This is a genomic window from Desulfosporosinus sp. I2 (genome assembly GCF_000960765.1).
GTDB lineage: Bacteria > Bacillota > Desulfitobacteriia > Desulfitobacteriales > Desulfitobacteriaceae > Desulfosporosinus.
The window spans coordinates 1-18,345 of record NZ_JYNH01000094.1; the positions used below are offsets into that span (position 1 = coordinate 1).

Below are 18,345 nucleotides of genomic sequence, written 5' to 3' on the forward strand. Positions count from 1 at the left end.
GCTCCCTTGGATTTCTCTTTATTCCGACTCGGTGGCGGTTTTTATCCCAATCAGTTTTCGGCCTGGGAGTTCTTTTCTTTGCGTTAGGTTTGCTCCAAGTAGGGATGGCCCCGCTCGTTGACTTACCTACAATTCAAACCTTTCTTCGGCAGCTAGGAGACAACCATTTACAAGGGGTTATCGCTGGGACAGTAGTATCCGCCCTACTTCATTCCTCCAACGCCACAACGGGCATTGTGATGCTGCTCACGGCTGATGGATGGATAACTCTACCTACCGCGCTCGCCTTTATCTTTGGTGCAAACATCGGTACCTGTTTTACCGCAGTTTTCGCAGCACTAGCGTCCTCGCGGGCGGCTCAAAGGGTGGCACTATTTCATGTTTTACTTAACGTATTTGGAGTACTACTCTTCTTCCCCTTTGTTGAACCACTTGCCCATGGACTCACACTCATGGGAGGAAGCCTCTCGCGGCAGGTTGCTAATGCCCATACCCTCTTTAACCTTATATCGTCAATATTGGCTTTTCCTTTATTACCCTGGGCAACCCGCTTCCTAAAAAAAATATACCCATAGTTTTATAAAGTGTAGCCGAATCATTGATTAATCTTTACTCCCTTACTCACCTTATATTTCTCTTCTATCAGATCACACAGCCCTTGGGCATCATCTAAGCCAAAGCAAGGGATCCCATTATCAAACGAGATATCACTGGCTATAGCAATTAGTTCTTCAAGCTTAGAAAATAACTCGTCATGAACAGCCGAGCGAAACACCTCAATCTTTGGCTTGCTACCATGCTTATATCCCTCAGTAAAAATTACATCAACCCCCTGAATTCGTGCGAGTACTTCTTCAAGGGGTTGATCTTCAGCCACATTCTCTAAAATGGCGATTCTATGTGGAGAGCTGATTGCCACAATATCGGCACCAGCCTGAGCATGACGCCAAGTATCTTTACCCGGTTGGTCCATCTCAAAACCATGGACATCATGTTTTAAAGTCGCTACCCTCCACCCACGGTGCTTTGCTTCACGAATAAGTTTTTCTAAAAGTGTCGTCTTCCCAGAATTGGACTTTCCGCCTACAATTGAAATCACGGGTATGCGAGATCGTTCTTTACTAATTTCCATTTTAATTCTCCCAATCTGCAATCCAGCGCGCCATCAAGAGTTCCCCCCGTTTTACAGCCCCATGGTTCGCTGGCACATCCACCAATAAATGACTGCCAATCATGGAACGCAGAATTCCAGAACCCTGAGCTGGAGTAAGATCTGCCAATATTTCTCCATTTTCGAACACCGCTTGGGCACGCAAAAAACGTCGTTGACTACCTGTTTTTCCAAAACCACTAGCCATTTTAACCAAGAATTGCTTCTCCTCATGGATTGAACGGCCAGCAATTTTCCTCAGTACCGGACGAACCAATAGGTCAAACGTAACCATGGCTGCAGCGGGATTCCCCGAAAGCGAAAAAAAGAGTTGTTTTCCTTTTTGCCCTACAGAAGCTGGGGTACCTGGCTTTAAATTTAACTTCCAAAAAAGCATTTCACAACCAAACTCAGCAAGAGCATGGCGCATAATGTCATAATCCCCCACCGACGCACCCCCAGTAGAAATAATCACATCAGCGTTTGAAACACTTTCCAAGGCTTCAAGTGTATCTTCCATTTGGTCAGAGACGATAGGTATCACCAAAATCTCGCAACCAGCTTCTTTGAGCATACCCCGCAGTGTGTAACTGTTACTATTATAAATCTTACCTGGGTTTAACGGGTGCCCCACATCCATAAGTTCCGTACCAGTGGAAAGTAATCCCACGCGCGGACGTCGGTATACATTAACTTGAGCCAAGCCAACTGCAGCCAATAACCCAACAGCAGGCGGGGTTAAATAAAATCCCTGCCTAAGAAGAATATCTCCCTCTTGGATTTCTTCCCCCTTATGTACTATATTGGAACCAGGTAATACTGGACGAGAAATCGTCACTTGATTACCGTTTGACTCAGTGTCTTCCATCCGCACCACGCAGTTAGCACCCGGTGGTATCGGTGCTCCAGTAAAAATCTTAGCCGCTTCACCCATACGTATAACTCGATCTGAGAAAGTTCCTGCTGGAATTTCACTGACAACGTTAAGCATCAGCGGCCGAGGATCAGCCTCAGTAGCAAGGTAAGCATACCCATCTAGTGGCGAGCGTGCAAAAGGGGGCATAGCAATTTGCGAGGTTACATCCTGGGCTAACACGCGGCCAAAAGACTCCGCTATTGAAATGAACTCAGTTTCGACAGGTTGGATGCGTGTAAGGACTAACTTCAAAGCCTCTTCTAATTCAATCATTATCCTCATGAGTCATTATTCCTTCCGCTCTTCGAATAGTTTAATGGTCTTTCCAGATTTCTAAAACAATTCCAGATTTCCTTGACCTTCTACTAGCCTTAAGTGTAGCGATAATTCCAAACGTTGTCAAAAAGAACCTGCCATAACGACAGGTTCTAGGTTAATTTGTAATCGAACTAGCACGAATTTTTTCGACTTGGACCCGACCTTTTTCTCGATAAACTTCCAATTTGCGATAGGCTTCCTCTATTCGGATAATTTCCTTACCCACAGCGATAATGACATTGGGATGGCAATAATCAACTTCCAGACGGCTGTCAGGACTGATCTGGATAAAGGTTGAACTGACCTCTGACCCCCCTAATTCACGAATCCGGACCATACCCCCCGCGAATATTTTGCCTCCCCGACATACTCCTTCAATCGTAACATTACCGTCAACCCTGATGTCAGAATTATAAGCCCCTTTCTGGCATTCTAAGGATCCCCCGCATTCAATGGTTGCCCCTTGTACATAACTAACCACAAAACTCAGCTTTTCCGGAACCTCAAGGGTTAAGTTTGCTGTAAATTGTTCAAGGGCTTGATTTACGCGCTGTAAAAATGGTAACGATTGAACTTCTAACGGCCCTAACCCTGTCAAAAAGCGTTTTGCTGTTCGGATGGAGACAATTAGTCCTTCGGTGATCAATTCTTCATCCTTATGCTCTATAACAAATTTCTCCACGCGATTAGATAGTTTAGGAAGTTCGGTAAACTGTTTCTCCAGAACTAGTTTTAAATATTGTCCCGGCTTATGAGCATTAGTCCCCTGCGATTTAACCAACTCTGCAGTATTCCGTAGACAAACGCACAGTTGTTCCTGTAGTTCAGCGACAAGGCGAAGAAGTTCGGAACGAACCACGTATTTCTCTCCAATCAGAATCTTTCCACCGAGAAGATTCTGATGAATCTTAGCCCCTTTTTCCGCCTTTATTTCTGCATGTGATACAGATCCCCTAATTTCAATCTTGCCCCCGGCAAATACGCGAAGTCCATCTTGAACATTCCCATTAACGAAAACATCTCCCGGGAATTCGATACTTCCTGTCGCCAGATCAACATCCTTATTCAATACATAGACATGCTCAACCAAATACGTCTTGTCATCTAAACGTACAGGCTGACCAGCGCAGGCAGCCACTACTTCAAGTTCATTTTCTGAAAGATAAACATTCTTTTTTAGACGGAATTGAAAATCCTTAAAGGTTGATGTCACGGAAAGAACTTTACCAAGTACATCTATACCAGGTATCCCTGGTCTTCCGGGGATTTTACGAGCGAGAATAGCTCCCTCCTCAACCAATTTTACTTTGGAGGCAAAAAAATCGACTTTTTCTTCCTCCGCCCCAGAAAGAATCTGTGGCTGTCCTACAAAATCTTCTAACAGAGCGTTTTCGGCCGGAACTGGAAGAGTTGCTTCAGCAATAATGACCTCTCCCACGCCCTTGACCTCTATTATTTTCCCCCAAATCCCCTGATGTAGTCCATGGACAATCTTTAATTGTTCCAAGTCCGCATCCAACTTTGCCTCATCCCAAATTTCTCCTTGGGCAGGCAGGCTCTCCCAGGTAGCACATTGATTCAAATCAATCTCTTCTGCAGTAATAATTTCCTTCGCAAGGATATAATGCCCTGGTAGTTCGTGCGTGACATTGGCTACCACAGACAATCCATTAAAACGGACTTCCAGCTCCCAAGTCAACTGACCAGCTTGAACCACCGGATAGAATTCAAGCAGATCCCCAACGCTAATTTGAAAGGGATTATATTGAATTACGCCATTAAAGTAGACTTCGCCAGCATGTAAGGTTGGAATTAATGTTTTAACCCCTTCACCGGGAACGATAACATACTTAGTTCCGTCCCAGATCACTTGACTTGAGTTTAATTTAGAAGCTTGACTTTGCTCATTCCAAATAAGACGAACTTTCCACTGTCGAAAAAAAAAGCTGGGTTTTTCTATCACTTCAAGTGTAATGTCTTCCGGCAAAATTTGGAGTTTAAGAGCCCATTCTTGTTTAACCGTTTCTAGGGAATGTGCCTGAACGACCTTTTCTGGAATATTAACACCCCGCTTTTTAAAAATTCCTATTATTAAAATAATATCACATTTTTACCCTAACCCCATAGGTCTTTAGTCCTAAAAAAACGCAAAAAAACTCATTATTCATTAGGAAAATTAATATTATAAGTGAAGTCTTCCTGTAATACTTGATATCCTGGTGATTTTCGCCCATTTGGGTCTTGACTGTTACCGGGGACTTTAGGCAGCGGCTTACTGGGTGTTGGAGTGACGGGCTTTAACAGATCAACCTTCTCTTGGTCAATTACTTTATCCGTCGTCTTCCCTTGGAATAAGTTTTCAACCACTTTCTTGACTTCAATGGGATCTATTTTCCAGTAACTTACCCCATCAAGGTCCAGAAACGATCCCGGTAGAGTCTGTGAAACAACATTTGAGCTTTGAAATCCAGCTGCTACTTTGGCTAGCCTAAAAATGTCCAAGGATGATAAATTTGTGTTTACCATACCCATCACTTTAGGAACGAGAACAGGAAGTTTGGGAATGGTGCTTAATTGAAACATCTCCTTAGCAACTGCTTTCAACACAATTTGTTGCCTCGCGGTCCGTGATATATCCGCTAAAGCATCGTGACGGAAACGAGCATACTGCAACGCTTTAGCACCATCCAAACGCTGCTCACCTTTATGCAGATTGATAACCCCATCCTCTTCATCACCCGTCTCATAGTACATATCTTTCTCCACGTTGACGGTAATTCCCCCTAAAGAGTCAATGATATCCTTAAATCCTTGAAAGTTAGTCTGAACATATCCCGCGATCTCTACCCCAGTTAACTCCTCAACGGTCCTCTGGAGAGTTGATAAATCCGTTAATGCTACTATCTCATTAATTTTCACGTAGCCATTTTTTGAAAGAGCAACTCTTGAATCTCGGGGGATCGAAAGTAAGCTAGTCCGCTTCGTTTCCGAATCCACACTAGCCAAAATTATCGAATCAGTGCTAAATTTTTTCTGTTCAGGACGCTGATCCGCCCCAATCAGTAGAATACACACCCGATTTTTATAGTCGTCGTTCGGTGAATTTGGTAAGACGTCACCCTGGGCCATTTTCCCGGATTCAAAGAACACCTTATACCCAGTAAACCCAGCAGCTATAACTCCCATAAAGGTAACCGCCATTAGGATTAACCTCATCGCTCGTCGCACATCACCAACTCCATTATGTAACATCTTTCTACCATTATGCCCAACTTTGATAGCAGATAAAAACATTCACAAATTCCAATTCCCTAAAACTAATTTCATGGCATTAAACACTATAAAAGTATTTGATGTTCGGAAAAATCCTCAATTGGTATTTCTGCTACCCGATCCACAAAGCTAGGCCCGTAACGAATAACAAAACTAAAGGGGTTCAAAACCCGTTCTTGCCTAGATTGATGAGGAGTAATCCCATCCTCAAGTTGTTGTAAGCTTCTAAGTAGGTCACTACAGCGTTTGCGTTGCGCCTGCCAAACCTTTCTTTTTAAATAGTCCAATTGAAATTTGACTTTCACTTCATTGCGGATCAACCACTCAGATACATTGACATGAATCTCTTCCAGTGGTTTAAGGTCTGCATATCCCTTTTCGATTTGTTCGCTAAAAAGCTGGAAGCGTTCATCAATCTCTTGGTCATCCCGTTCCCGCACACAAAGTCTTCGGTGTTCCTCTAACCCACGATAAACATCTTCAACCGTCAGTGCTTGCTTGTGCAAAAGTTTTTGCCAAGAAGCTGTTAACACTACCGCAGACAGCCTGGGAAAAAGAATCGGCATATCAAATCCAAACGTTGAGAAAACTCCCCCAAGTTGAGCCCAGTAATTCAATTCCCCTGGCCCTGGAACATAGGCCAACGTTGGAAACAGAAATTCCTGAACCACCGGACGAGTTACCACATTGGGGGAAAACCGCTCAGGCGCTTGGTCCAGCAAGTCATTAAGGGCATCCAAATCCCAAGACTCTTTTTGCCCACGCAAATAAAACGCCTGATCATTCCATAGAATCGCTCGTCGTTCGGGTACGGAAAGAAAAAGATTAACCTCCCCGCCCATTGGTTGAATTTGTGGAGTGAAACCAAGTTCAACCCATTTCTTCGTTCGTTCAGCCAAAGCCTCCCGAACATCAGGATGCATTTTTAAAATCTGCTCATACATTGGTGCAGCAAGGCGCTTAAACTCTGGTAACAAAGGATCGAAGAAAATCAACCCCCATTTATGGACGAGCCACTGTAAGATCAGGGCGAACCACTCCGTTAAATTCTCCGCTTGTTCCGTTAGTTCACGGCATTTTTTTAAGACGGACGAGCGAAATTCACTATCAGGTATCTCTAAAAGTTGGGCTTCAATCGTTTCCCAGGAGGGAACTTTTTGATGACCCACCGATTCCCCACCTCCATCACCCGGGAGATGGCAAGGGATCGGTTTTCCCTCAGAATTTAAAAGATAGGTCTCGCGAATTTCTAGCCAGTCATGATCTTCACCGGCAATCCAGAAAACAGGGACAACCGGACGCCCCAGTTTTTCACGTTGCTCTTTAGCCAATCGAATCGTGGTCATGGCTTTATATAGAGTGTACAACGGCCCAGTCAAGATTCCGGCTTGTTGACCCGTAATCACAGTGAGCGTCTCTTTGTGCCTAAGCTCTTCAATCATCTGTAGGGTTTCTGCATTAGCCCCTAAATATCTATGATACTCCTTTAGGGTATCAGCCAAAACCTCTCTCGAATAATCCCTTGAGTCTAAATAAGCCGCTCGACGTTCAAAACTTTCTTGAAGTTTGGGATCTCCGCTTGGAAAAAATAAAGCTACTTGTTCAAAACAAGTAGCCATGGTTTGCATTGGATCTCTCATCTTATCTATCCCCCCGCTACCTTACCAGTACACGGGTATTTTATCATGCACGACTAGAAACCGCAATTCTTCCCGGTTCACCATTTTTGACCCGGCCAATAATAGCTGCAGCTGGAGTCTGATGCCCCTCTAACTGCTTGATTAGTAAATCAACCCGGTCTTCGGGAACGGACAATAATAAGCCTCCTGAGGTAATCGCATCAAAGAGCACAATTCGAAGATCTTCTGGAACATCCGCTTCAAAATTCACCTTATTCTCAAGATGACGACGATTAGCCTGAGTTCCCCCCGGAATAGCCTTTTGGCGAATACAATCCCAAACACTATCCAAAACCGGTACAAACTCCGCATAAACCTCTGCACTACAGGCGCTGGCCTCGAGCATTTCATGTAAATGACCGAGCAGCCCAAAACCTGTCACATCCGTGACAGCATGGACCCCAACCTTTATCGCGGCTTCAGCAGCCCCTTTATTTAAAGTAGCCATAACTTGAATAACTTCTGCTTCCGCATCAGGTGATACAATTCCCCGTTTAATCCCAGTCGTAATGATTCCAACCCCAAGCGGTTTTGTGAGTACTAAAATATCCCCTGCTTCAGCTTTAGCGTTAGAAAGGACATGGTCTGGGTGCACAATTCCAGTCACAGACAGCCCATATTTCGGCTCAGGATCATCAATAGAGTGCCCTCCGACTAGGACCGCACCAGACTCTCGAATCTTCTCACTCCCACCTTGAAGAATCTTCGCTAAAACATCCATGGAAAGTTTTCCAACTGGAAAAGAGACCAAGTTCATCGCAGTTAGCGGTTTAGCCCCCATTGCATAAATATCACTCAATGCATTGGCGGCTGCAATCTGGCCAAACGCATAGGGATCATCCACTACAGGAGTAAAAAAATCAACACTTTGAACTATAGCCTGCTCATCATTAATACGGTAAACACCCGCATCATCCGAGGTTTCCATACCGACTATCAGGTTGGCATCCTCTTGATTAGGAGGTAAGAAGCGCAAAACTTGCGCCAGGTCCGCCGGACCTATCTTACATCCTCAACCAGCTTTAGTTGACAACTGTGTCAACCTGACCTTATCCGCCATCTGATTTGTCATATTGAGATCCATCCTCACACCACCCATCGTCAACTTAGCATTATAAATTCCAAATCAAACCTATCACCCTTTTATTATAACCAAATACAACCCCACGTCAACATCTTCCCAAAAGCACCTTTGCGTCTAAACGCAAACAGCACGCATGAGGCGCCTTTGTGTCATAGACACAAACAGTACCCGGGCGTCCCGTCGTTCTAACTCCAGTCGACCCAAGACCAAGAGGAAGTTTCTTAGCTTAGTGAGCATGTGAGTGGAATTGCGTCAATGAGCGCAGAGGATATGGCGTGAAGAAACTCAACGGGACTTGTCCATGGATGGACTGATGTCGCGGTGCCAAGGATGGCAAGGAGCGACGCACATGCAGAAAGCCCAGAGGTTTTGAGTTTTAGCCATAGCCTCAAGTGAATAGCAATGCAACACGATAGTCTCCGGGGGAGAGCATCGCCGAAGCGCACGGCTCTTAACGAATACAACCGCGCTGAGGATGTGCGAGCGGGCTAAGTAACTTCCTCTCTCTCGGATTAGCACCCCCATTCCCTCAACCGCTGAACGATATCCTCGCGATCCCCACTCAAAAGAGTTCGAACATCAATAAGTACCCAATCCTTGTGGATCCTAGACAATATCGCGACCGTTCCTAAACGTAAAAACGCTTCTAACTCGATGACACTTCCTTGAATTGGACGAATGGCACAAACCGATGTTGGAAGCTCCACTGTGGGCCAAGCTCCGCCGCCCACTTGAGAGACATCTTCTTTCAACTCAACGGCAATTTTCGGATTCGCCAGAAGTGCCGTGACCAGTTCAGACGCAGCTTTATGTAGTGTCTCTAAAGGTGCTGAGAGCATCCTCCAGACGGGAATCTCATCAATTCCTCCGTTTTCGTATAAGCGCAAGGTTCCTTCAAGAGCAGCTAAGGTTAATTTATCCACCCTCAGGGCTCGAGTTAATTGATTTGCTCTCAGGAGCTTAATATGTTCTTTTTTGCCGACAATAATCCCTGCTTGCGGACCTCCAAGCAATTTATCTCCACTAAACGACACGAGAGCAAGCCCTGCTTTAATCGTTTGTTTGATGGTTGGTTCAATAGGAAACCCGAGAGTAGCGCCATCAAAGAAACTTCCGCTCCCAAGGTCCTCCATCACTGGTAAGCCTCGCTTTTCCCCAAGCTCCACCAGCTCAGCTCCGGACACGGAATGCGTAAATCCTTCCACACGGTAATTGCTTGTATGAACCTTTAATAACAACGCTGTTTCTGGTCCAATAGCCAATTCGTAATCCCTAAGCCAAGTCTTATTCGTGCTTCCCACTTCCACAAGCTTAGCCCCACCAGCTTTTAAGACCTCTGGAATTCGAAAGGACCCGCCCACTTCCACCAACTCGCCGCGCGAAACAATGACCTCTTTCCCTTGAGCAAACGTATTCATCATTAATAATACCGCAGCTGCATTGTTATTAACTACCATAGCCGCTTCAGCACCTGTCAAACGACAAAGGAGCTCTTCAACATGAACATAGCGCGAGCCCCTCGCCCCAGTTTCGATATTCAATTCAAGATTGCTGTACCTTTCAGCTTGCTCTGCGACGAACCGAGCAACCTCGGGGGCAAGCAGAGCCCTTCCGCAATTGGTATGTAAAACAACCCCCGTAGCATTGATTACACGTCTTAGATTAAATTCGGCACCTGTCAACTCTCGACGAAGTTCGTTTAAAATCCACGGCCAAAGCGAGGATTCAAACTCATCAAACGATGTCGAATTGATCGAATTTCTAGTGACTTGTTCCCTTGCCCTTTGTAAAACCTGTCGAACTCCCTGAGTTAAACGGGGCAATTGCCTCTCATTCGTCAAAAACGGACTGAATTCCGCTTCAAGATCCAACCGAGAAACCACTTCATGAACAGCGGGAAGTGCCCTTAATCGCTTTTGTTTCTCTTGTTCCACCGATTTCGACTCCTTTTGTGCCATAATCATAATCGACCAATTTTACTTAATCTGGCCCCACACTTTTTAGGATTTCGACAGCACGTTTAGCATATGATAAAGGAAAATTAACACCACAAATATATAGGACATAATCCGGGGCAACAAAACTTTGTTATTTGCTGAAGTTATCCGCCATCTGGCCGCTGACTTTAACTTTCGACTTCAAGGAGGTATTCCATGTCAACCATCCGTTCAACTCCCCAACACCAACAGTCTGTTCATCAAGCAGTTATAATTCCCTTTAAACCATCTCACGCAAAAGCACAGTTCCATCCTTGTATTTTTTGTGGTCAAACAATGAAAGTCCATCATTTTAAAGGTAAAACCGTATGCATACACTGTCTGCGCCAAATCCCAGCTATTTTTTCCTTTGGATAAAGAAAAGGGAAGCAAACGCTTCCCTTTTCCCTACCTTCTTCCTTTTTAGCCTAGTGAAGGCTTATTGAAAGAAGCATTAAGCGTTTGTACAGCCTTAACGGAAATGAGACTCTTCCCGTGTTCGGACAGAAAAACACCTGTTGTGGCTACAATTTCTCCATATTCATCAAGAATTGCTTCAGCCAATAACCTTTTCTTTCCCGTCCCCAAGCGATTAAGCACAAGGTAGTATTCGTTTTCAAACTCATAAAGGCTTGAACGCAGCTGATTAAAATCTGGTAAACGCCCAACCGCCGAAATAAGGTCTTCAAAATCCGCAAAAACATAGACCAATTCAGTAACCCGGCCCTTAGGGATCTTTCGAACCACCTTTTCTTTACCGGAACCCTCGCCTTGTTCCTCTTGCTTCATAATGGTAATTACAAATTCATCATTTGAGGCAACGGTTGCCTGGATCCAGAAAGGTTGATCTAAATTAAATTCCACTTCTTCTCTTGCTTGCGCTATAAGCTCCCAAAACAACTGCTCCGTCTTAGCAGATCGTTGAAATAGATCAGCCATCGTAATATCCCTGTCAGTTAGTTCTGTCAAAGAGATAAAGATGCGGATGGTATGCTCGTTAACCTTTTGGACACGCATATCCCCACTCTCCTTTCCGCATCAAGTTATTACTTTATCTTATTCTCATTATAGCATATTACGCCATAACTTTTTCTGTGAAATTCATGGGAAGAAGGCTTGACCATCTTATCCCCAGATTAACCACAGCACACTTAACCCACTTGAATAAGTTTATATTTCCTACTTCCTAATCCGATCTTTTCTCCGTAGGAAAGCTGAATCGTCCAGTCTACGTCTGGGAATAGTACTCGAAACTTATCATGTTCAGCATGACGTTCACCGAGCTCTGAGTGCGGATCGCCATGTGCCTGGTTGACTAAGTCCACAGCCGCTTGGTCAATAGCGATCGGATCTTTGGAAGCGAGTATTCCAATATCTGCGACAATCGGTACATCATTCCAACCACAACAATCGCAAAGCGGCGAAACATTGGTCACAAAAGTTATGAACCCGGCTTTCCCCACTTTATCTTTAAGGACACCCATCGTATACTCGGCTATTTTTTCCTGAATAATGTCAGCTTCTGTCTTCCAGTTGATCGCAATGGCCCTAACTGGACAGGTGACCGTACATTCACCGCATCCGATGCATTTATCCTGGGAAATCTTCGCTTTACCTTCTACGACAATAGCATTTGCCGGGCACCATTTAGCACATTTACCACAGGCAATGCAGGTCTCCTCATTAATCTCAGGCAAGAGATCTGAATGCTGCTGTTGTTTACCCGCGCGGCTACCTAGCCCCATCCCCAAATTTTTTAACGTCCCTCCAAAACCAGTCGCTTCGTGTCCTTTAAAATGGGTAACAGCCAGTATCACATCCGCCTGGACTGCGGCGCTTCCGATTTTCACTTCATTAAAGTGTTTGAGGTTTACTGGCACAGAAACATAGTCTTTCCCATTTAGACCGTCGGCAATCACTAAAGGAGCCCCCACAACCGAGTAATCAAAACCATTCTCAATGGCCGTTTCTAAATGATCGACAGCATTCGAGCGGGAACCAGCATAAAGTGTGTTAGCATCGGTTAAGAAAGGACGCCCACCTTTCTGCTTAACTTGCTCTACAACACGTCGCAAAAATTGGGGTCGGACATAAGCAAGATTCCCTTGTTCCCCAAAATGCAGCTTGATTCCCACAAGGTCTTTAGGTGCAATCGTCTCAAGTAATCCTGCGCGTATAATCAAATGCTCAAATTTCTTAAGGAGACTTTCCCCCCGTTTTGTCTTCATACTCGTGAAATAAACTTCCGAACTCAACAATACCACTCCCTGTCCACTTATTACCTCGTACAGCCCTATCTTATTTGCATTTTCACGCTATTGCAAGCTTCCCACAAGCTCACAGCGTACAACTTCTCGCCTAGCCGGAAGATACAAGAGCTTAACCTGATCATCGATCTTCAATTGTTCATAGACATAAAAATCGACATAGAATTGCTTTCGTTCTGACCCATTACGTATATCCACAACATAGGAGCTTGAACCTGAGTCGAAGGCCTTTCCTTGGACTGAACCTTGGATAATACCCGGTTTAGCAAACCAATCTGGTTGGGAAAACAACAATAATTCGGTATAAATCCCTAATACGCCAACCCAGATTAAGGCTTTCCCCGTCCAGAGTATAAAGCCCCAGGCATCACGAGCATAACGCCAAATACCTACGAATTTCCAACCCATTCGGGAGAGAACAACCCCAAATATCAAAAAGAGCACGATCAAATTAGGCCAAGTCGTGCTCCACAGATAACGATAATAGTCTGCCATTTCTTACCCCTTTACAAACCAGTTATAGAAAACTTAGCTTGCCGCTAAACTTCGGGCGATGGCAAGTGTTCCCTGAAGCCAAAACTTGAACAAGGATGTTTGAGATTAGAGTGCCGCCATGGATGGCAAGGCACCGTGATGGCATGGCACCATGATGGCATGGTGTCGTTAAGGCAAGAAGGGACCACCTGTACAAAGCCTTAGTTACACTGATAAGCCTTATGAATGTCCTTGGGGGGATTATTTTCACTATATTCAAAGTGACAACAATTTCCTCCACTTGCTTTAACATCATAAAGCAGATGATCTACACGATCAAAAAACTTCTCAAGTGGCTCATCCTGGTAGATGGCCATCCCCATACTTAGGGTTACTGACTCACGATTCGGAAGAGATTCAAACGATCGACGAATTCTTTTCGCTATATAACAGGCTTCTTCATAATTTGTTTCGGGCAATACAAACGCAAATTCATCTCCACCAAAGCGATATACCCCATCCATGGTGCGAACAGCATCCCTGAAGACCTGGCCCGCCGAATGCAATAGCTCATTGCCTAGACGATGACCATAAGTGTCATTATAGTACTTAAATTTATCTAAATCAACAAGAATCAGGGTTAGAGAATTATGTCTTCGAAGCGCACGTTGCGACTCACATCGTATCCGTTCCTGATATGCCTTGAAGTTTCCGAGTCCCGTAAGCTCATCATGCGTTGCCAATTGTAAAAGCTTACGACGGTCTTGAGCAAGTTTATCGATGACCAACATGAAACCGACTGCCATCAATATCACACTCGCTGTTCTAAGCCAATAATTAGTTATCCCCTGAAGTAAAGTTAAGCAGAGGATACAGGCTATTCCAAAAAGGAAAGGACGAAGCTTAAACCGTTTAAATTTCAGCGCAGATTTATTGAACAATGTTCAATCCCTCCAAACGATTTATCAGAGGTAATACAGCCTTTAAATAATAAGTATATTTTCTAGTTCGCTATAGAGTTCTCATCTCCTTCTTTTTTACATTTTTTTAATATTGTGAATCACAAACAAAAGAGGAGCCATAGTTTCCAGCTCCCCTAATCGTCAAATTCAACCACGGCGTGCTATTACGCTTTAACTATTTGTTCCTTGCCAACACCGCAACTAGGGCAGGCCTTCGGTCGGCAACGACCTTCGGATGTTATGATATAACAGAGGCCATATTCAATATATAAACGTTTTCTGCAGAATCAATTACCTTTATCTGAAGTTTCTTACCGATCAAAGCACTGGGTAATTTTGCAACAAAATTTCCATTTATATCTGGTTTAACGCTTGTGATTAAAACCGGAGTTAATGGAACTGTATCATAGATATTTACCGTTGCATCCTTGTTAACACTTCCATGTATTTCTTTCGTTGTCGCAATAATACCGCTTAACTCGCCTAATCCTATGTCCACTACTGGTGGTTCAAGCTCTAGTCCCAATTTATTTATGGGTTCTTCAACGTTAACAGCGCCCAACGGGGAAGCCATTTGGCCTGCCGTAACAGTCAGTTTATAGCGATGCTTCTTATATTGAGAGCCATTGCTATTAATATCTAATTGGTAACTTCCAGTAGGCAAATAAACCTTGAATTTACCATCGATATCAGTTGCTGTTGTCCACGTCATAGTAGCGTTAGATACTTTTACAGGTACACCCCATTTTTCTGGAATTATACTTCCACCGATAGCGCCTGATTTTCCGCCACCTACTCCTGCTTCTGTCGAAATTACCAAATTTGCAGTCTTCACTGTTGGTTTTGTTGTTGTAGTTGTTCCTGTCGTTGGTATTTTGATAACAGGTAGTTTAATAGTAGGTAGTTTTATGGTTCGAGTATTCATCACACCATTATTAACGCTGAGCAAATTCAGGGAATAATCGTCATCTGCATAAATGTTAAAAGTATACTTCCCAGTTACCAAATCCTTTGTAGACGAACCAAGACGGTTGCCGCTCTTCCCTTCAAGCATTAGAAACCCTGAAAGATCATTTGGATAAACAGCTTTGAAATCGTCTGTGACAGTGACTACGAGATTTACACTTGCCAAATATGAGGTAGGTACAGTTACCGTGAATGGAACGATAATCATCTCACTAAGTTGTATATTGGCCCAGGAGGTAAGTCCATTCGTAATATATAAATGATAATCTCCCGCCGTATAAGCTCCAGACGGTGTCACTGTCACAGAGAGACCATCGGAGGACAGTTTACTCGTTGTTGCGACCTTGATTTGTTTACTATCGGTGACATAAACAGTATTACTATTCACGCTCGTACTCAAGAGCGGAGAATTAAACGTAATCGTCCAAACCTTATTAACCTCTGTCGTAGTTTTAGCCGGCCATATCTTAAAACCCAAGGTAGAAGTAGCTGCAAACACCGGCGATACGGATAGAATTAATAAACTGGTTGCTAAAAGCCAAGCAATCCACCAAGTTTTCTTAACCACGAAACCATCCTTCCTTGATGTGCTTATAAATTTTACGCTTTCCATTCATTATTATTCAGCCCCGCCATAATCCTCTGTACATAGGCCTGAGTTTCTTTATACGGCGGAACCCCATTGTATTTTTCCACCGCACCTGGACCAGCATTATACGCCGCTAAGCTCAGAGGAATATCTCCCTCAAAACGATCCAACAAATCCTTTAGGAAATGCGTTCCCCCATCCAGGTTCTGGGTGGCATCATAGGCGTTATTCACCCCATAAGAAGCCGCCGTCCCTGGCATTAACTGCATTAAACCCATTGCTCCGACAGGTGACGTTGCATTTGGATTGAACCCTGACTCTGCTTTGACAACCTGCTGAATAAGATTTGGATCAACCTGATATTTTTGAGCCATAGAATTAATGAGGTACTCTAGAGAACCAATAGTATCACCCTTCGCCTTTGGCGCTTGGACTTTATTGTAACCACTAACTTGCGCTACCCCAGAAAAGTCCTGCAAGCTACGGTTAAATTCTTGGGAAGCATTTGCTTCTCCTCCAAGAGCGGCTTTAAGTAAAGTCGCAAATAGAAGCGGATTCGATCTTCCACTTTGACCAACTCCAGACAAATCGATCTTATTCGTTTGAGTGGTCTGCCAAGAACCATTCATCTCTTGAAGTTGATATAAAAGAAGCATTTGGGCGACGTTCACTTGAATTTGGCCTCCTATCACTGTCCTAGATCGTTAGAAAAGCGTATATTGCGCTACTGAGACGTTAATTGGCTTAATCCCTGAACCTCATTACTCTCCAGAATCTGTTCTGGAATGAGTTGGATAATAATTCGATCCGGAAGATTTACGACTCCACCAATAAATGGAGCGGTAACCAACGGTGGGGGAGCATCAATAGTTTCTAAGATTCGAACCTCGCGAACTTGATCCACAGCAAAACCCACATAATTTCCATGAACTTCTGTAATTAAGGCAAAGGTATTCTTAGTCTCCTGCGGGTCCGAACTTTCCGTTGTCACTTTTGTATGATCAATTCCAAATCGCACATGCAAATCGACGAGAGGGATCGCCATACCTCGAATATTAATTAAACCAGTTACATACAAAGGGGCTTTTGGAATTGTACGCACCTCTTCTAAACGGGTTATTTCTCGAACAACTTCAATGGGCATCGCATACTCTTCTTGTCCTAAAGTGAAAACGACAACTTGCACTGCCATCCTGACACATCCTCTACACTATATCTTCCCGACCTCATTAACGGCCTTACTTAACATCTCGTCCTGGGTCTGAATTATTTTTTGATTAGCTTCATAGGCTTTCATGACCGACATCATTTGTACCATTTGTCCAGAAAGGTCGACATTAGAGGTTTCTATCGCTCCCTGCTTAACTTGTGCACCATTCGAAACCTGAACTGGTTGAGACGAGCTATATAAGGATTGCCCTTCACGTTGTGAAGCATTATCCTGAATCTCCACAACCCTCAAGCGATCGAGACTTATTCCTTTGTCTATAATTGTGCCATCTGCGCTTACCCTAAAATCGGAACTGAGAGGTCCTATAGGGCCATTTCCTCCTAGTACAGCAAATCCATCGGGAGTCTCAAGCATCCCGTTGATATCCCTCTGAAAATGTCCATTACGCGTATACCGTTCTCCAGCTGGAGTCTGGACTACAAAGTATCCTGGCGAAGTTAAAGCCAAGTCCGTATTGATACTCGTCGTCTCTAAAGCTCCTTGAATATTTGACAGAGTAAGACGGTCAACCCCTACCCCTCTTCCCATTTCGCCAACCTCTAAAACCTCGGTAGCCTGGTTTCCTCCCATACGTTGAATCAACATCGATGGAAAAGAAATATTACTAGCAAGTTGTTCTTTATAGCCTGGGGTCTTTAAATTGACAACATTATCTCCAATAACTTCACTTTGGGTTTGCGCGGCCAACATACCTGTGGCTGAAGTATATAATCCTCGTATCATGTTTACCCCGCCTTTGTTAATTACTTACTTTAAAACCATCCGCAACAATCCAAGCTGAGAAGAAATGGTACGAGTAAGGGAATTGTAATACAGACCATTTTCAGCTACGTAAGTCATCTCTCGGTCGACATCGACGTTATTTCCATCATTGCGCAATGTAGTTTCGCGATCCGTCACAATCCCTGAACCATTTCCTTCTTCAAGACCGCGCAGATGCTTTGGCACCGTCAGCTTCATGGGCAGAACTCCACTCGTTTCACCCAAAGCAGTGCCGAGAACTGCCTGGAAATCAACATCCGAGCGTTTAAAGTTCGGAGTGTCTATATTAGCTACATTATTAGACAAGACCTGTTGCCTCACACTCGAAGCCTCAAGTCCTTTCTGCAAAACATTCAATACTGGTCCATCTAACCAACCAGCCATAAATTTACCTCCTCAGGGCATTAGCAATTCCCCACATTTGATCTCCGTCCTGAACCAATCTAGCATTCACTTGATAAGCTCTCTGAACCTGTATGAGATCTGTCATCGAAGTAGCTAAGTCCACATTAGACTGCTCCAGAGACTGACCACGAATCGTTCCAAGTACCAGATTGCCAGCTGTGGTGCTACCTGGCTGTCCGACCTGTGGTTGACCTGAATTAACAGTAGGCACGAAAAGATTGTTTTCATTTCTTAGTAACCCCTCAGGATTCTGAAACCCTGCCAAAACAAGCTGTCCAAATACCATACTTTTC

The 18,345-nt window shown here is 44.1% G+C and carries 18 protein-coding genes; 1 reads left to right on the forward strand and 17 read right to left on the reverse strand.

Annotated features, from left to right (window positions below; genetic code table 11):
- Positions 1–575: Na/Pi symporter (locus tag UF75_RS17700; RefSeq protein ID WP_045575908.1), on the forward strand; the 575-nt coding region annotated here is incomplete at its 5' end.
- A gap of 20 nt (positions 576–595) precedes the next feature.
- Here UF75_RS17700 and mobB read toward each other — a convergent pair.
- From mobB to UF75_RS17790, 17 genes are all read right to left on the reverse strand, one after another.
- The gene (gene mobB, locus UF75_RS17705) at positions 596–1,132 is read right to left on the reverse strand and encodes a molybdopterin-guanine dinucleotide biosynthesis protein B (RefSeq protein WP_045575909.1); all 537 of its coding nucleotides are present in this window, start codon (positions 1,130–1,132) and stop codon (positions 596–598) included.
- A 1-nt stretch (position 1,133) separates the two neighbouring features.
- Complete coding sequence (gene glp / locus UF75_RS17710) at positions 1,134–2,348, reverse strand: gephyrin-like molybdotransferase Glp (protein ID WP_045575910.1); 1,215 nt, start codon at positions 2,346–2,348, stop codon at positions 1,134–1,136.
- Between the two features lie 151 nt (positions 2,349–2,499).
- Positions 2,500–4,371, reverse strand: coding sequence for a FapA family protein (locus tag UF75_RS17715; protein ID WP_348983074.1), 1,872 nt, complete (start codon positions 4,369–4,371; stop codon positions 2,500–2,502).
- Positions 4,372–4,544: 173 nt separating this feature from the next.
- Entirely contained in the window at positions 4,545–5,636 is a 1,092-nt protein-coding gene (locus UF75_RS17720; RefSeq protein ID WP_045575922.1) for an LCP family protein, read from the reverse strand.
- 86 nt (positions 5,637–5,722) lie between these two features.
- Positions 5,723–7,297 carry a bacillithiol biosynthesis cysteine-adding enzyme BshC gene (bshC, locus tag UF75_RS17725; protein WP_045575911.1) on the reverse strand — a complete coding sequence of 525 codons (1,575 nt, stop codon included), beginning with the start codon at positions 7,295–7,297 and terminating at the stop codon, positions 5,723–5,725.
- 43 nt (positions 7,298–7,340) lie between these two features.
- Positions 7,341–8,396, reverse strand: coding sequence for a selenide, water dikinase SelD (gene selD, locus UF75_RS17730; RefSeq protein ID WP_082075215.1), 1,056 nt, complete (start codon positions 8,394–8,396; stop codon positions 7,341–7,343).
- A gap of 536 nt (positions 8,397–8,932) precedes the next feature.
- Positions 8,933–10,354 carry an L-seryl-tRNA(Sec) selenium transferase gene (gene selA, locus UF75_RS17735; RefSeq protein ID WP_197079448.1) on the reverse strand — a complete coding sequence of 474 codons (1,422 nt, stop codon included), beginning with the start codon at positions 10,352–10,354 and terminating at the stop codon, positions 8,933–8,935.
- 465 nt (positions 10,355–10,819) lie between these two features.
- The gene (locus tag UF75_RS17745; RefSeq protein ID WP_045575913.1) at positions 10,820–11,413 is read right to left on the reverse strand and encodes an adaptor protein MecA; all 594 of its coding nucleotides are present in this window, start codon (positions 11,411–11,413) and stop codon (positions 10,820–10,822) included.
- Between the two features lie 134 nt (positions 11,414–11,547).
- Positions 11,548–12,651: a DUF362 domain-containing protein gene (locus UF75_RS17750; RefSeq protein ID WP_045575914.1), complete on the reverse strand. Its 1,104-nt coding sequence runs from the start codon at positions 12,649–12,651 to the stop codon at positions 11,548–11,550.
- 60 nt (positions 12,652–12,711) lie between these two features.
- Positions 12,712–13,158 carry a hypothetical protein gene (locus UF75_RS17755; protein WP_045575915.1) on the reverse strand — a complete coding sequence of 149 codons (447 nt, stop codon included), beginning with the start codon at positions 13,156–13,158 and terminating at the stop codon, positions 12,712–12,714.
- A 200-nt stretch (positions 13,159–13,358) separates the two neighbouring features.
- A complete protein-coding gene (locus tag UF75_RS17760) occupies positions 13,359–14,078 on the reverse strand; it encodes a GGDEF domain-containing protein (RefSeq protein WP_052693404.1) in 720 nt (239 codons plus the stop codon).
- A gap of 259 nt (positions 14,079–14,337) precedes the next feature.
- Complete coding sequence (locus UF75_RS17765; RefSeq protein ID WP_045575916.1) at positions 14,338–15,633, reverse strand: Ig-like domain-containing protein; 1,296 nt, start codon at positions 15,631–15,633, stop codon at positions 14,338–14,340.
- A gap of 32 nt (positions 15,634–15,665) precedes the next feature.
- On the reverse strand, positions 15,666–16,325 hold the full coding sequence (locus UF75_RS17770; protein ID WP_045575917.1) for a lytic transglycosylase domain-containing protein: 660 nt from the start codon (positions 16,323–16,325) through the stop codon (positions 15,666–15,668).
- A 53-nt stretch (positions 16,326–16,378) separates the two neighbouring features.
- Positions 16,379–16,846 carry a chemotaxis protein CheW gene (locus tag UF75_RS17775; protein ID WP_045575918.1) on the reverse strand — a complete coding sequence of 156 codons (468 nt, stop codon included), beginning with the start codon at positions 16,844–16,846 and terminating at the stop codon, positions 16,379–16,381.
- 18 nt (positions 16,847–16,864) lie between these two features.
- The gene (locus UF75_RS17780) at positions 16,865–17,608 is read right to left on the reverse strand and encodes a flagellar hook-basal body protein (RefSeq protein WP_045575919.1); all 744 of its coding nucleotides are present in this window, start codon (positions 17,606–17,608) and stop codon (positions 16,865–16,867) included.
- Between the two features lie 24 nt (positions 17,609–17,632).
- The gene (flgB, locus tag UF75_RS17785; protein ID WP_045575920.1) at positions 17,633–18,031 is read right to left on the reverse strand and encodes a flagellar basal body rod protein FlgB; all 399 of its coding nucleotides are present in this window, start codon (positions 18,029–18,031) and stop codon (positions 17,633–17,635) included.
- 4 nt (positions 18,032–18,035) lie between these two features.
- Positions 18,036–18,345: flagellar hook-basal body complex protein (locus UF75_RS17790; RefSeq protein ID WP_045575925.1), on the reverse strand; the 310-nt coding region annotated here is incomplete at its 5' end.

Bases quoted from the DNA above. Each gene is read 5' to 3' on its own strand.
- UF75_RS17720 (WP_045575922.1), bottom strand. From the start codon at position 5,636: ATGTTACATAATGGAGTTGGTGATGTGCGACGAGCGATGAGGTTAATC.
- UF75_RS17755 (WP_045575915.1), bottom strand. From the start codon at position 13,158: ATGGCAGACTATTATCGTTATCTGTGGAGCACGACTTGGCCTAATTTG.
- mobB (WP_045575909.1), bottom strand. From the start codon at position 1,132: ATGGAAATTAGTAAAGAACGATCTCGCATACCCGTGATTTCAATTGTA.
- flgB (WP_045575920.1), bottom strand. From the start codon at position 18,031: ATGGCTGGTTGGTTAGATGGACCAGTATTGAATGTTTTGCAGAAAGGA.
- glp (WP_045575910.1), bottom strand. From the start codon at position 2,348: ATGAGGATAATGATTGAATTAGAAGAGGCTTTGAAGTTAGTCCTTACA.
- UF75_RS17775 (WP_045575918.1), bottom strand. From the start codon at position 16,846: ATGGCAGTGCAAGTTGTCGTTTTCACTTTAGGACAAGAAGAGTATGCG.
- UF75_RS17745 (WP_045575913.1), bottom strand. From the start codon at position 11,413: ATGCGTGTCCAAAAGGTTAACGAGCATACCATCCGCATCTTTATCTCT.
- UF75_RS17780 (WP_045575919.1), bottom strand. From the start codon at position 17,608: ATGATACGAGGATTATATACTTCAGCCACAGGTATGTTGGCCGCGCAA.
- bshC (WP_045575911.1), bottom strand. From the start codon at position 7,297: ATGAGAGATCCAATGCAAACCATGGCTACTTGTTTTGAACAAGTAGCT.